The following is a 14,818-nucleotide window of genomic DNA, read 5'->3' as shown; positions in this document are numbered from 1 at the left end:
ACACTACCGGTTTTTTTATGTACTAGAAATATGCGTTTTATTAATCTGTACTTACTCCTTTAGACAGGTACAGGTATCAAAATAAAAATAACGCTATTGTACCATGTAAATACTATTGAAAAACATTTAGCTTTTTGATTAATTCAATAAAACTATGCGTTTGTGTTTTGTTCAATATATTTTTTCGGTGTGTTTGAATTGTACTGGTACTTAAATTCAGTGTATTAGATATTTCTTTGCTTGTTAACCCTTCTCTTATTAGTTGAATAATTTCGTATTCTCTCTTTGTTAGTTTTATTTTATTGTCTAGATCGAGATAAGCGCCTTGTTCCTTGTCGTAGATTTTAAAGTGAGTATTATCGTAAGTATCGCAATGGTCGTTTATTACTGTATGTTTAACCATAGATTTTGACCAATAGCCCTCTTTATTTACTTCTAAAGCTTGATATTCCTGAAAGAGAAATAAGTAAGTACCATCTTTTTTACGCATTCGATAACAAAATTCAAACTTGTATTTAAAGACTTGGCTGTGTCTTAAATCGTTAGTAAAGGCTTGTATTCGTATTTCCTTTTCAAAGAAGCCTTCTAAATCTTCTGGATGCATATTTTGAAGATATAGCTCTGTAGTCATTTCTTGTCCAGAATATCCCGTAATTGCAGTGAAATCAGAATCGAAAAACTCAAATTTATTATTAAGTGTATCAAAAATAAAAGAGTAAGAGTGGGGTAGTGGTTGTACTTCTTTTTTTGCTACTGAGTTATTTTTTCCTTTTTCTTGTTTTAATAAATCTACCCATTTTTTATGAGGATCTTTATTCATTGTTGTTGATTGTTTTAAAAACAGAATTAAAGGGGAACAAGATAAAATTAATTTTAAAAAATACATCAATTATCTAACATTTAATAAAAGAAGAAAAAAGTTAAAATTACCAGGTTTTATATAAGGCCAAAGCATGTATTTTTTGGATTTAAAACTGTGAATGTGTGCGTTTGTTGAATAGTTTTTAAACAAATAATACTAATAAGTAAGTTAGATAATCTGTAATAATAAAAACACATCAATAACGATGTGTTTTATAAATCTAAGTTGTAAAGTAGGAGGCATTATTAAAAGTGTAAATTCATAAATTCCTTACTAGTCAATTTCTGCCCAAAATGATGTACAATTTCATCTAAGAAATACTCTTGTTGCGTTTTATTAAAAGCTGCTGTAGCATCTGAGATAACAAAGGTATTATATCCCTTTTCATGCGCATCTCTAAAGGTACTTTCTACACAAACTTGTGTTGCATATCCAACAAGATAAAGGTTATCGATCTTATTGTTTCTTAGATAGACATCTAAATTAGAACCTGTAAATCCACTAGCTCCAATACGCCCAGTAACTATAAATTCATTTGTCAAAGGTTTTACTGTTTCAAAAAACTCAGCTCCAAATTCATTTTCCTCAAAGGTTCCTGCATTTGGAATAGCTTTTCGTAGCCCTGATTCAGCTTTACCCATTTCTGGATATCCTTTTTTGAAGCGAAGCCCTACGTGAATTACTTCTATTCTGTTATCTCTTGCATATTGCAGTACTTTTTCAATATTAGTAATAGAGTTTTGCATCATTTGAGTGTCTTGAATTAAAGCTTTGTTAAGCTTTCCATTAGGATGCATCCATTCGTTTTGTGTTTCAATTAAAATTAAAGCTGATTTTGAAGTAGACTGCGCTAAAATGGTATTCATAAACAATAACGTTAGTATTAGAAAAAATGCTTTTTTCATTATAAATCAAGATTTAAAGGGTTAGTAATATATTCTTTTGATATTTTAGATACTGCCATCCATGAGTTGTCAAATTTGATGTAGGATAAAAAGTCAGTTATAATTAATTGTTTATTCCTAAAAAACTGCGTTCTGACAACTGCGGTACTATCTGTTAGGTCTAATACCTCTATTTTATATTCAAGATTTCGTATTCCTGAGTTGACTTGTTCATGAGTATCTTTAAAGGCTTGGACAATTTTAATCCATTGATCTAAAGAAAGTTTAAATATTTCATTCCCTTTGGGTACTAGAATACTAAAGGCAGGATGAAATCCTATTTTCATTTGTTCTATATTCAATTGGTTTAAAGCCCCTTGAGCAAATGTTCTTTCTACAACACTAATAAGCTCATCTTTTGCTCCTTCTGCGTGGGAGTTTTGTGCTGACATACTATTTGTTTTTAATGTGGTTACTATTAATAGTAAAATAAAGAATGTTCTAATCATACATTTAATGTTTTAAATTGACTTTAATTGTAAATAAGTTACAATTGCAAATGAAGTACTTAAATTTTATATTTGCAACATAAATTGTAAATAAGTTACAAAATGAAAAAAAGTAAGGATGCAAATGATTTGTCTTTTGATTTTGATTTTTTAGATAAGTTAGTAGTTGGAATAGGGGAAGTTGCTCAAATTACAGGGATTGCGACACGTCAAATTAGATATTGGGAAGAGAAAGGTATCATTACAAGTTTAACGGAAGAAGAAGGAAAGAATAGAAGATACAATTATGAAAATATTAAAAAAATGCTCTTGATAAAAGAATTAATGGAAGAGGGATATACTTTAGATGCTTCAGCAGATAAAGTAAAGAAACGCATGGAGATGATCGAAGAGACCTTAAACAAGTTTAAGAAAAATAAGTAATAATTCTATTTTATTTATTGACTTAAGCCTCCCAAAAAATAAACAATTGTTAATTAGAAACTAATCAGCAGTAAGGAAACAGTCAAGCACGAAAACAAGTGATTTCAGAGAGAAACAAACCATTAAAACGCTTAAATAGAATGAACTGAGAGGTTCTGTACGTCACATTTCTCCTGAGTTAGTTGCAAAAAAGAATACAATATAAATTGTTGTAATTATTAAGATTATTTGTTTGTACGCAAGCCTTCTGACATTGAGTTTTTAGAATTTCTAGCTCATTGTCAGAAGGCTTTTTTAAATTTAGAATTAAGGGATGTATATCGCTAACTAATTACACAGAGATGAATTTGATCACTATTAGCAATTACCGTAGTCAGATCTCTGAGGTCATATCTAGACCAGATCCCCCATATAATAAGCTCATCTGACGTCCAATCTTTTTTTAGTTTGACATAAGTATGGTCCATGACTGTCTCTTTTTTTAAGCAATTACAGGTTTTGTATTCCAGTAAGTTTTTACTGGCGTTAAAAATTACTAGCGACAACTCGTCTTTAAATCCTTTCTCATGCTGTAAATCGATAGGTGTATCCCAGGTAATTTGTAAATTATTATATCCCTTTAGGTGAGGCTCTCCAATAGGAGGAAAGGTAACACCCTCAGTACCTTTTGCAAATACTAATTTATTCAAAACAAACATCATTGTTTTATTTTCACTTACTTCGACCACGTCAAGTAGTAGGTCATTGATAAACTTATTATAAATCTCTTGATTGTATTTTAGTAATAGAGGTAAGAAATTTGCCATAATATCGTCAAGTAAGAATTGTTTTTTTGATAGGTAATCATTCATAATTTTTAGTTTTTTAAAGTAGGTTAGCGAGGTATTATACCTCTAGACATTTATAGCTCCTTGGGTAAGGCAAGGCGGGTATTTATAAGCTGTATTGAGCGATCATCGACTCAGGTGTTATTCTCCTTTGTCGAGCCTATTCACAGACAATTACGTTAAACATTTCAGTAAGCATCTTGCGAAATCCTATGCCATATTTTCGCTCCAAATCGGCAGGAGATAAAGTGGTCGTAATATGTACGCGAGGAAAAGTAAGGTCGTATCGCTGCTCATAAAAATGCTCAATGATATTGTGTATTACATTACAGGTCTGCCCATAGTGCTTGGCTATATTCTCTTTGCCAAGATTGTCTAGTACTATAACTTTAGCATTAGCAGTAAAGAGCGGAGCAATCATTTCATAACCTTTGAGCGAAAAATCTTGAGAGAGTACTCTACAGGTTTTTATTTCGTATTGTTTTTTGCGCGCAAAAAAAGGCTTTACCAGTCGTATCATAGCCGTCTTTCCAGTGGCTGGTTCACCCATGAGTAAGATACCTTTTTTGGGATCTAGTGCTAATCGTTGCATGATAGATTCATCTTCTATAGCATAGATCAGAAGCTTGTGCAGTACGTCTTTGTGGTGTCGAGTAAGGATAAAGTCGCTGCCATAAATCATCTTGCCCTGTTGTAAGATGTACTTCCAGCACTTTGCCATATTGTAAAGCTTTTGCGTACCGATGATATCAAATGTATCTGCTATTTGTAATTTACATTGGTTCATGATAGTTCTTTTTAAAATTATTTAATTCTTTATTATTATTTGTTTGTTGTTTATATGTTTTATTATTGTGACCCTGTTCTTGTCCAGTAGTCATCATCCTACTTGTCCCAGTACTTGTTTCTGTTGTGGTATAGGTACTAGTCCCGCTACTAGTCTTTGAATATTCCTCTTTATCATCTGTTTTTTTAGATACATAACTCCAGTTTTTAGGAGTTACAGTACTCGATCCGTATTTAGAATTACTAGGAGTGTAGTGTAGCCATCCCCATCGATGCATATCACTCATGCAATTGCTATAAGAGGTTTTACTTCCCATCTTGCAGAGTGTCATTAGCTCTGGTCTATTGATGATAAACGACTTGATAAATCTGTTCTGATTCCACATTTGAAAAAGTGTGATGTACATTGCGATGAGAGAAGGTTTGACTTCTTCATTGTTCTTTAATAGTTCAAACCAATGTGTAAGGTGTTTGATGTAATTCATTCTCTAGTTGATTAAAATTTATACTTCAAATCTAGAGAGGACTCCCCAATAAAATCCTTTACTAAAGCCTTTAGTAAGGTGATTTTATGATGATATTCTTTGAATTGTGATGAAGATTTTATTAGATGGTTTGTAAGTTTATTTAGTATCTAAGCTAATAAAGCTAGAGAATGAACTATTTAATTGATAATTATGATCAAAAAAGAAACTAAAAGTAAGAAAAAATTAAAAATATCCTCAAGATGGAGAATCTTTTAACTATATCAAATATGGAAAACACAATAAAGAATTACTACAAATAATTGAAAGTAATATCCGATAAGAAAGGTTTTGTTAAATATACGCATTGGGGAATTATAAAAGATAAAATAGATGGAGATATTATGAATTCATTTGGTGGAATAATAGTAAATGAAAAAGTAAAGGATTTGATAGAAGCTAATAATGATAATTACTTAAGGTATATTGAGTTACAACTAGTTTGATTTAAGAAGAGGCTGTTTCTTTTAATTTTTTAAGACAGTCTTTTCTGTTGATACTTTAGTATTGTATTATTTAATTACCGCTGCTCATGCGTAGGATAAGGATGGCACTCTGGGATGGTATAGAGAACTTGATAATTAAGATAGATGTATCAAATAATGACTGTGTGCCTTTGTTGTATTATAATAAGAAAACTCAGTTACCTTATAAATAATAGGTTTTGTTATATGCCCTTGAACAAGTAAAAATATCAATCAAGACGTGATAGGTTTTGTAAAAGGTAAAACAGCTTGCCGGTATGGTAAAAAATATAATGCTCAGTTAATAATGTATACAATGAAAAAAAAAGGTAGAGAATTGTTTTTGGATTACTTATACTTATTCCTGAGTTCCCAGGTATTATTATGTTGTTGATAGGGTTGATTTATCTCTATTGGTCAAAAAAAGGAGATGAGTGGATGTATGAATCAGGAGGACCAGGAGTGTTTATTAATATTAACTGGATGCGCAATACATTAGGAGAAGAATTAGCTAAACGATATAATATACTCATTGCTTGGGGAATCATTGGTATAGGTATTGCATTTATATTAATTGGAATATGGCTCCATATTGCTTTTTTGATCGCGAAGAAGTAATTGTCAGTGGATAATATAAGCTGAGAAAGTATCTGATAATGTCATTGTTGGAAAGATTCTTGAACTAAAGAGTATTATAAGCAGTAAAATAGAAGAAACTAAGTTATACATTTTTAATAAAGATAATAAGAGAGGGATACACTGAAAGAAACAGCTGCCCTTTTCCATAGAAAAAACAAAAAAAACCTGTTTTATATGGATAATTGAATTCAATTTATGAACTTTGGATAAATCAATTACGTATGATAGACAATCAAATTAATGCAGATGAGTTTGTTTCCAAGTTCATGGACATGAGCAGGAATCATTTGATCTATATTCGTACTCCTATTAAAATTTTCGCACTCAAGGATATTGCACCTTACCTTAAAATTCCTATTCCACCTATTTTCTTTGGTTATAATTTATTGATTCATCTTACTAAAGGTTATTTTACCCAACGAATAGATTCGACTACGTTTACGGTAGAGGCGCCTGCGGTATTGTTGTGTAATTATGGTTATATTTCAGCCATTGAGTCTGTAGACAAATCAGCAGAAGGTTATTGTGTTCTGATTAAAGAGCATGCAATGACTTCTATGTTTCGTGAAACACAGATTTTGAATATTTTTACTATCTCACCTTTGCTCAATCTCGATATAGAAAATAGTGCGGAACTAAGCAGTTTGCTTGATTTGCTGTATAGTGAAATTCACAGCGATAAACCCTATAAAGAGTTGTACGAAAGCTTGTTCAAAACTATTGCACTAAAAGTGATTAAGCTATCAGATTCTACGACCACCATTGATCGCAGGCAAGAGATTGCCACAGCTTTCAAACAACTTGTCCATTTGCACTTTAGCAAGCATAAGACCGTTGATTTTTATGCCGACCAACTCAAAGTGTCTATCAACTATCTGAATCGCTGTGTTTCTGCTGTGTATAAAAAATCATCTAAGCAACTTATCTTGGAAATCGCGATTATTCACAGTCAGCTTTTACTACAGGAAACCAACAAAAGTATTGCAACTATTGCTTATGAACTTGATTTTGTTGATCCATCTTATTTTGCACGGCTTTTTAAAAAACACGTGGGTATTACTCCTTCAGAATATAGGAAGATATAGTTTCACTTGTAGATTAAGTATGCACGATTTGTCCTAGCTTTAATCTGAACTATCATATTTGTTTTGCAATCAGCTTCTTAAATTTGTTCAAATAGCATTTGATTGTTTTCGTCTTTATAGATGAATCGATTTTCAGTCTATAGATATAGAAAGAGTTAAAACGCTATAGAATTTTTAATTGAAAAAAGGAGATAATTATGCATGCAGTCATAGAACAGATCGATTTTAGTACTTATATCGCAGAATTTAAGAAGCGATTGAAGTATTTGTTTCGCGAAAAATACAATTTTAATGATATGGGGTTAACTCGTGATTTTCCAGCTGAATTAATGGAAGAAATCATGGAGGAAAAACCATTGGCAGTAGCTATTCCGACAATGCACGGTGGAAGAGGAGTAAAGGTAAAGGAGTGCTTGCAAATACTTGCTGCTGCTTCGTATGAGTCGTTGCCTTTGTCATTAATGTTTGGAATTAACATTGCGCTTTTCCTAGAACCTCTAGCAAAGTATGGACAACAGACTGTACAGCAACGCGTATTTCATCAGTTTATGGAAAACAAGGCTATGGGAGGCTTGATGATTACAGAAAAAGCTCATGGTAGTGATGCATTGAATATGAAAACAGCCTATAAGGAGAAAGAGGGAATATATCATATTAAAGGACAAAAACACTGGCAAGGTTTAAGTGGTGCTGCGGATTTTTGGTTAGTTACTGCAAGAGAGAGCAAACCCAATGGCGAGTTATCTCGTGATATTGACTTTTTTGTTACTGAAAACAACAGAGAGGAGCAACATATTCCTATGACGCATCGCTACAATAACTTAGGATTATACGCTATCCCTTATGGAATTAATGAAATTGATGTTGCTGTTCCTTCAGAACAAAAATTAGCAACCGAAAGCACAGGTATTAAATTAATGCTAGATACGCTACACCGCAGTAGATTGCAATTTCCAGGAATGGGATTGGGATTTATTCAAAGGCTATTAGACGAATCATTGGCGCATTGTCAAGAAAGAAAAGTAGGAGGTGTCCCTCTACTGAGTATTGATTCAGTGAAAAATCAAATTGCTAAGATTCAAGCGGCTTATACACTGTGTTCGGGTATGTGTATTTTCAGTGTAGAAAACAGTGGTATTGAAAATGACTTGGCTACGATGAGTATAGAGGCTAATGTACTTAAAGCTGTGGTAACGGATTTAATGAATGAATCGGCTCAAATTAGCTTGCAATTAGCAGGTGCAAATGGTTATCGCTTAGACCATATAGCTGGGCGCTCTTTAATTGATTGTAGACCCTTTCAAATTTTTGAAGGATCCAACGAGATGCTTTATACGCAAATAGGGGAAGGAATTGTAAAGTTGATGCGAAAAGCTAAGGAAACTAATTTATATCGCTTTTTACAAGGGTATGAGCGCACGGATTTAAGTGTTGATTTATTTGGTACTTACTTTGATTTTACAATAGATAGTACTATAAAACAACGTAATATGTTGCTTATTGGTAGAATGCTTTCTCGCGTTATTGGCTTTCAATTTGTGATGCAAATGGATGACTTTAATTCTGAATTAGTAGAGATCACCCGTCAACAGGTTGAAGCTGATTTAGCCTCTTTTTACGGACAGTTTAAAACCCAAAATAACGCAGATCCTATCTTGGATTATCAGGTAAATTCAGATTGGACACGTTTTTAAATTAGGTATTTACGTTTATAAATTATAAAAAAGAGTCAAGTAGTTTGCTGCTTGACTCTTTTTTTGTACTCATAGTTAGCAGATTAAAAGAAGGATATAGTGTTTAGCTTAATGTAGTATAGCTCTGTATCGTTATATTTTACTCAAAATAATTATGAATTTACTATTTTGTACTAGGTTTTTATACTAACATAAAATAGCTTTACAAATATATTATAAGTAAATAGCTTTTTATAAAATGCAGTATAAGTATAGTTTAATTGTGAAAAGTAAGTTATTGTAAATTGAAAACTACAATTAGTTATTCTACAGAATATTGAATTCACAATTTATGATTTTTCTTTTAAAATAATATTTAACTGATAAATTTATGAAGTCTGTTGCTGTTGATTTAGAATATAGTTTGATGTCTTAAAAGATCACAAAATTTTAAAGTTGCATTACTTAAGTAAGTGTTTTTTAATGTAATGAGATAGGCTTTGTGTTTTTCATTTAAATCAATAATAGGTACATGAGATAGATTTCTTATTGGATCAATTGTAATTACAGACATTATACTTATCCATTTTCCAGATTCTACTAACTTAAAAAGCATTGAAATATCATTTATTTCAATATTTATTTTAGGTTTTAAATGTAGTTTTTTAAACTTTTCATCTAAATATTGTCTAGTGCTAAAGCGTTTGTCTGCAAGTGCTAAAGGAAAATGAGATAAATCTTCAATAGTTATACTTTTTGCTTTTATTATAGGATTAAGTGAAGATTGGACTAAGACTAAAGGGGAATCTAATAAAGGAGTTATTGTCAATTGACTATTTTCAATATTATTGTTTAAAAAAGAAGCTACAATATCTATTTTCATTTCTTGTAATAAATCTATAAGTTCATCTGTGGTGGCAAATAAAACATTAAGTTTAATATTTGGGAATTGTGTAGTAAAAGTCTCTATTGCTTGTAGGGCCAATTCTCGTAAGGCATAAGTTACTCCAATTTTAATTTCTCCTCTCTCTATATTATTAATTGCATTCAAAGCATGTCTTCCTTGTTCTGAAATATAAATTGTTTGTCTAGCATAGGTTAAAAAAATTTGTCCACTTTCAGTTAAAGAAATTTTACGAGTTGTCCTATTAAATAAAGTAGTATTTAATTCCTGTTCAAGCTGTTGTATTTGTTGAGAAAGTGTACTTTGACTAATACTCACCATTTCAGCTGCTTCAGTAAAGCTTAATAATTCTGCAGTTCTTACAAAATATTTTAATTGTCTAAGTTCCATTTTTGTTATAGTATTAATTATCGATATTATCGATTAATGATATCTAAAAAACGTATTTTACTAATAAATTAAAATTATGAAATTTGTAATGAAAAGTAACAGCTTCTTTACAAATTATTTTTTTAAAGTAACATTAGATAGGAATTCAATCTATAATCAAAAAAATTTTCATGTTTAAATTTATAAATCACTCTAGCAGTAAAAAAGATAGAAAAATGTTGTCAGTATTAAAACTTTCTATGGCAACTTTTATCATTTTCTTTCAAGGCTTTATGGTTGCACCTTTATTACCTTTATTTTCTAAATATTTTCAAGTAACAGTCAAACATGCAAGTTTTATAGAGCCTGCATATTTAATGGGCTACGGTTTATTTACTCTTATTTATGCCGCTTTAAGTGATCGATATGGCAGATATAGAATAATTTGTTTTTCTTTAGTTCTTTTTATTACGTTAACTATTCTAACTGCTTTTGTACAAAATATTAATCAATTGATTGTTTTAAGATTGTTTACAGGCATTGGCGCTGCTGGTGTAGCCCCAACTACAATTAGTTGGATTAGCGATACTTTTGCTTATCACAAAAGAGGGCATGCTTTAGGAATTTTTTTTGGATGTATGGCTGGAGGAACTGCCTTTGGTGCTTGTGCAGGTGCTTTAGTAACATCTCTGATTGGATGGCGAGGGCTATTTATTTTAGTTGCATTGATTGGTTTGATTATAAGTATAATAATTATTAAATCTAAAAAAGCAATTTTTAAAGGGGAAGAAACTTCAGTTGACAAAGTCTCTGTATTTAAAACATACAGTATTATTTTGAAAAAAAGAAGAGCAAGATTAACCTATATATATGTTGTTTTTAACGGTATGTTTCATAGTGGAATTTTTGCTTGGTTAGGTTATTTTTTTTACAAAAATTTTAGTTTAAATGAGGCAGAAATAGGTTTAGCTATGTTAGGATATGGTATACCTGGTTTGTTACTAGGTCCTTTCTTAGGTAGAGTAGCTGATCGTTATGGGAGAAATATTATTATTCCAATAGGAATATTTATTAGTGCTCTAGCAGTTTTTATTTTAAGTCAAAATGTCAACCTTGTATTCTCAAATGCTTTAGTTGCTTTATTGTCGTTGGGTTTTGATTTATCTCATCCTTTATTTGCTGCAATTGTCACAACTTTCTCTTCTCGAAAAGGTGCAACCACAGGATTATTTGCCTTTTTTTTATTTATTGGTTATGGTTTAGGAAGTTTAGTATTGAGTTTAATTGTTCATATTGGTTTAGAATTGTCTTTTCAACTATTCGCTTATGCTGCATTTGCAGCATCTATATGTTCTATTTATGTGTTTAAAGATGAAAAGTAAGCGTGTGAAAATTAAAAACTACAAGGAATGAATTAGTATCTTGTAACCAAATTTGTAGAAGATGAGTACAAAAGCAAAACAGGTTTCATTAAAAAATATTGCAGGGCAAGTCCATCGTGGAATTTTATTCCAGAAAATTACTATGAGCTCTTGGCTAGATCATATTGAAAACCTAAAAGATTCTCATCGTCATGATTATCATATTTTTTTGTTTTTAGAACAAGGAACTTTAGAGGTAGAAGTTGATTTTACTAGGTATCAATTAAATACAGCTAGTCTACTTTATACTAGTCCGGGACAAGTACATAAAAATATCGATTTCAACGAAATACAATATTGTGTTTTGGCTATAAAGTCAGAGTATATCTCACCAGAATACAAAACAGTAATTGAAAAAATGTTTCTACAAACGCGCGTTATTCAACTGTTAGAAAAGGATATTCAACTACTTCGAAATACCGCTGAATTATGTGTGGATTTGTATCAGAAAACAGATCTATCTTTCTATGCAACAGCCTTAAAAAATAGTGTAAATGTTTATATTTCTCTTTTCTTGGAAAATTATCTAAAAAAAGGGTATTCGCCTAGTTCTACCAATCGCTTTGAAAAAGTTACTTTGCGCTTTATCAAAGAATTAGATCTTCATTTTGCGGAACATAAACGCCCGAGTTATTATGCAGATCTATTGCATCTATCAACCACATATTTAAATGAATGTAGTACCCAAACACTTGGATTATCTGTTTCTAAGGTGATTCAAGAGCGCGTTATTTTAGAAGCGAAAAGGCTTTTGTTCTATACTGATTTATCAGTAAAAGAGATTGCGTTTGCTTTAGGGTATGAAGATTATTCTTATTTTTCTCGTTTATTTTTTAAAAACGAAGGATGTTCACCTATAGCGTTTAGAAATAAAAACCGCGATTAGTCCTAGTATTACAAATATTACTCCCTTGTTCATTTTTTGCGATGGTCTTTACTTTGCCTAAAATAATTTATGTGGCCTACAGGCTATTTTTATTAGTTGTCTTGTAAAATAACTAAAGTAAACGTTGCGCTGTAGTCCTACGATAGGAATTATACAATGTATAAATATAAGACTAGGACAGTATGAAAATAATAAAAATAAAGTTGTTTTGTTTAGTGCTTTTTCCCAGTATAGTAGGTAAAATAATAGCACAAAACTCCCCAGTTCAATCTCTTACTCTGCAAGAGGTTGTTCAAGCAACATTGGAAAATCACCCCCAATTAAAATTAAATGAACAAGAGGTGCGATTGCGTGAAAGTGAATGGGGTCGCAGTAAAACACAGCGTTTACCCACTGCATCCGTTCAAATGACTGTGGGATACCAAGGAAATACAACCTTATTAGATAAAAAATGGCAAAAGGAAACAACTTTGAAAAATTTGCATCTTAATCATAGTATTCAGGTAACAGCGAATCAAACCCTTTATAAGGGCAAGCAGATTAATTTGGACATAAAAGAACAAGCATTAAGTCACTTTCTAGCTCAGTTAGATTTGGAACAACAGCAGTTAGATTTGGAGCTAGAAGTGAGTAAGTACTATCTCAATTTATATCGAGAGGAACTTCTTGAATCTATTTATATTAAAAATAAGGAATTAGCCGAAGAACGCTTAGCGCTTATTCAAAAGTATCTAGAAAAAGGAATGGTAACAAAAGATGAAGTATTACTTGCGGAATTGCAAATTTCTGATATTGAATTAAAGCAACAACAGAACGATGCTGATCAACAGGCAATTCAAAAGGAGCTACGATTAGCCATGGGGGATGAAACAATTACCCTAACCACACGAGCATTTGCTATTGAGTTTGAACAGACGTTCTTAAAACAAGAAGCCTATTATATGGAAGAGGCAAGAGAGAAATCAGTGGTTTTACAAAAAGGTGAGGAGTATTTTAAACTTCAGGGATTAGGTTTACAGAAGGAAAAAGCAAATCGTTGGCCCGAACTATATGCTTTTATACAAACCTCTACGGATCGTCCAGTACGTACTACTACACCACAATTGGATATATATACCAATACCTGGCAAATGGGGTTAGGAATACGTTATGATCTTACTAAGTTATACACAGCAAAAAAAAGAGAAAAACCGCTTGAAATACAAGTTGAAATTGCTAAGCAACAACAAAGTTATGCTAAACAACAACTTGAAAAGGACATTGCTCAAGGGTATCTTCAAGTAAAGTTGAAGTTGAGTCAACGAAAACAATTGCAACAAGCTTTGGAACAAGCCAAGGAAAACTATCGCATTATACAAGAAAAATATTTGGCTCAATTGGTCTTGTACTTAGATGTTTATAATGCGAGTAATATACTATTAGAAACCGAATTAAAAGTAGCGAATAACGATGCAGAATTATTGTACTCTACACTTTATTTATCCTATTTGGTTGGAGATTTAAATACTTTAAAATAAAAAACGATGACACCAAGAAAACGCAATTATATACTATTCAATTCACTTACTATAGCAGGTGTACTCCTGCTAGTTTGTATTGCAATGGTTCAATTTTTTCATTTGAATGATAACAGTTATACAAATGCGGCTCAAATTGAGGGACATGTAATTCCTATTCACGCTAAAGTGCAAGCTTATGTTGAAAAAGTAAATTTTAGTGAGCATCAAACAGTAAAGAAGGGAGACACTTTAATCTTATTAGATAAGTCTGAGTTTGCGATTCAATATCATAAGGCGCAAGTAAATTTAACCAATGCTCAAGCAGCCTACAGTAAAAGATTAATCGCTATTAAAGGATTAGAGAATAATGTGGAAGTGGTAAACTCTTCCATTGGAGAATCAACAGTAAAATTAAAATATCATAAAGCTAATTATTTACGTTATGTTTCTTTGCTAAAAGAACAAGCTGTTACTCAACAACAATACGAACAAATGGAATTAAACTATCGTAGTGAACATGCTAATCTCGAGAAATTAGTCAGACAAAAAAAGACTACACAGCTTTTAGTAGAAGAAAATAAAGAGGCGCTTGAGCTAGATCTCGCACAAATAGAAATGGCTCAGTCAGCTATTGATTTGGCTCGATTAAATTTAGCTTATACCTCAATTACAGCTCCTCATGATGGAATTATTGGAAGAAGGTATATTAATGAGGGACAGTTAGTTCAAGTGAATCAACAATTGACTTCCCTAGTGCAGAGCAATGGAAAATGGGTTACGGCTAATTATTTAGAGAGACAAGTAAAAAATTTAAAAGTTGGACAACGTGTTTCTATTACTGTAGATGCATTAGGAGGAAGAGAGTTTATAGGAGTAATTTCTGCTATATCCGGAGCAACAGGATCAAAATATTCGGGTATTCCTATTGATAATGCTGTGGGGAATTTTGTAAAAATACAGCAGCGTATTCCTGTGCGAATTGAGTTTACTACTGATACAGTTGATTTGGATAAGTTGATTGCAGGAATGAATGTTGTAGTACGATTAAAAAAATAATAAGATA

The 14,818-nt window shown here is 31.6% G+C and carries 16 protein-coding genes; 9 read left to right on the top strand and 7 right to left on the bottom strand.

From position 1 onward, the window contains the following. Positions 1 to 112: 112 nt before the first annotated feature. From RH98_RS05315 to RH98_RS05305, 3 genes are all read right to left on the bottom strand, one after another. The gene (locus RH98_RS05315; RefSeq protein ID WP_010251337.1) at positions 113 to 820 is read right to left on the bottom strand and encodes a LuxR C-terminal-related transcriptional regulator; all 708 of its coding nucleotides are present in this window, start codon (positions 818 to 820) and stop codon (positions 113 to 115) included. Positions 821 to 1,107: 287 nt separating this feature from the next. Next, entirely contained in the window at positions 1,108 to 1,767 is a 660-nt protein-coding gene (locus RH98_RS05310; RefSeq protein WP_010251336.1) for a cysteine hydrolase family protein, read from the bottom strand. Then, on the bottom strand, positions 1,767 to 2,255 hold the full coding sequence (locus RH98_RS05305; RefSeq protein WP_010251334.1) for a nuclear transport factor 2 family protein: 489 nt from the start codon (positions 2,253 to 2,255) through the stop codon (positions 1,767 to 1,769). The genes RH98_RS05310 and RH98_RS05305 overlap by 1 nt, the downstream gene beginning before the upstream one ends. Positions 2,256 to 2,357: 102 nt before the next feature. Between RH98_RS05305 and RH98_RS05300 the strand changes: the two genes are divergently transcribed. After that, positions 2,358 to 2,678 (top strand): MerR family transcriptional regulator, encoded by a 321-nt coding sequence (locus RH98_RS05300; RefSeq protein WP_010251331.1) that lies wholly within the window; start codon positions 2,358 to 2,360, stop codon positions 2,676 to 2,678. A 323-nt stretch (positions 2,679 to 3,001) separates the two neighbouring features. Here RH98_RS05300 and RH98_RS05295 read toward each other — a convergent pair whose 3' ends face one another. The 3 genes from RH98_RS05295 to RH98_RS05285 all read right to left on the bottom strand — a co-directional run bounded on the left by RH98_RS05295 (position 3,002) and on the right by RH98_RS05285 (position 4,776). Continuing rightward, complete coding sequence (locus tag RH98_RS05295) at positions 3,002 to 3,529, bottom strand: hypothetical protein (protein ID WP_010251329.1); 528 nt, start codon at positions 3,527 to 3,529, stop codon at positions 3,002 to 3,004. Between the two features lie 136 nt (positions 3,530 to 3,665). Beyond that, a complete protein-coding gene (locus RH98_RS05290; protein WP_010251327.1) occupies positions 3,666 to 4,292 on the bottom strand; it encodes a hypothetical protein in 627 nt (208 codons plus the stop codon). Continuing rightward, positions 4,279 to 4,776: a hypothetical protein gene (locus RH98_RS05285; protein ID WP_010251325.1), complete on the bottom strand. Its 498-nt coding sequence runs from the start codon at positions 4,774 to 4,776 to the stop codon at positions 4,279 to 4,281. Before RH98_RS05285 ends, RH98_RS05290 begins: the two co-directional genes overlap by 14 nt. A gap of 302 nt (positions 4,777 to 5,078) precedes the next feature. Between RH98_RS05285 and RH98_RS05280 the strand changes: the two genes are divergently transcribed. The 4 genes from RH98_RS05280 (at position 5,079) to RH98_RS05265 (ending at position 8,697) form a co-directional block, all read left to right on the top strand. Further along, positions 5,079 to 5,261, top strand: a complete 183-nt coding sequence (locus tag RH98_RS05280) for a hypothetical protein (protein ID WP_010251323.1) — start codon at positions 5,079 to 5,081, stop codon at positions 5,259 to 5,261. 402 nt (positions 5,262 to 5,663) lie between these two features. After that, on the top strand, positions 5,664 to 5,897 hold the full coding sequence (locus RH98_RS05275) for a hypothetical protein (RefSeq protein WP_237717508.1): 234 nt from the start codon (positions 5,664 to 5,666) through the stop codon (positions 5,895 to 5,897). A gap of 242 nt (positions 5,898 to 6,139) precedes the next feature. Further along, the gene (locus RH98_RS05270) at positions 6,140 to 7,003 is read left to right on the top strand and encodes a helix-turn-helix domain-containing protein (RefSeq protein ID WP_026038752.1); all 864 of its coding nucleotides are present in this window, start codon (positions 6,140 to 6,142) and stop codon (positions 7,001 to 7,003) included. Positions 7,004 to 7,200: 197 nt separating this feature from the next. After that, a complete protein-coding gene (locus tag RH98_RS05265; protein ID WP_010251320.1) occupies positions 7,201 to 8,697 on the top strand; it encodes an acyl-CoA dehydrogenase family protein in 1,497 nt (498 codons plus the stop codon). Between the two features lie 391 nt (positions 8,698 to 9,088). Here the strand turns inward: RH98_RS05265 and RH98_RS05260 are convergent, their stop codons facing one another. After that, entirely contained in the window at positions 9,089 to 9,970 is an 882-nt protein-coding gene (locus RH98_RS05260) for a LysR family transcriptional regulator (protein WP_010251318.1), read from the bottom strand. 137 nt (positions 9,971 to 10,107) lie between these two features. On the opposite strand from RH98_RS05260, the gene RH98_RS05255 reads away from it, so the two are divergent. From RH98_RS05255 to RH98_RS05240, 4 genes are all read left to right on the top strand, one after another. After that, the gene (locus RH98_RS05255; RefSeq protein WP_324290004.1) at positions 10,108 to 11,331 is read left to right on the top strand and encodes an MFS transporter; all 1,224 of its coding nucleotides are present in this window, start codon (positions 10,108 to 10,110) and stop codon (positions 11,329 to 11,331) included. 61 nt (positions 11,332 to 11,392) lie between these two features. Then, complete coding sequence (locus RH98_RS05250) at positions 11,393 to 12,256, top strand: AraC family transcriptional regulator (RefSeq protein ID WP_010251314.1); 864 nt, start codon at positions 11,393 to 11,395, stop codon at positions 12,254 to 12,256. 182 nt (positions 12,257 to 12,438) lie between these two features. Further along, positions 12,439 to 13,773: a TolC family protein gene (locus tag RH98_RS05245; RefSeq protein ID WP_010251312.1), complete on the top strand. Its 1,335-nt coding sequence runs from the start codon at positions 12,439 to 12,441 to the stop codon at positions 13,771 to 13,773. Between the two features lie 6 nt (positions 13,774 to 13,779). Further along, positions 13,780 to 14,811, top strand: coding sequence for an HlyD family secretion protein (locus RH98_RS05240; RefSeq protein ID WP_010251310.1), 1,032 nt, complete (start codon positions 13,780 to 13,782; stop codon positions 14,809 to 14,811). Positions 14,812 to 14,818 lie beyond the last annotated feature (7 nt).

Origin of the sequence: Myroides injenensis M09-0166, from assembly GCF_000246945.1 — a bacterium.
GTDB classification, from domain to species: Bacteria; Bacteroidota; Bacteroidia; order Flavobacteriales; family Flavobacteriaceae; genus Flavobacterium; species Flavobacterium injenense.
Note: the sequence above shows the minus strand (reverse complement) of the source record. Positions and strands in the feature narration are given on the sequence as shown.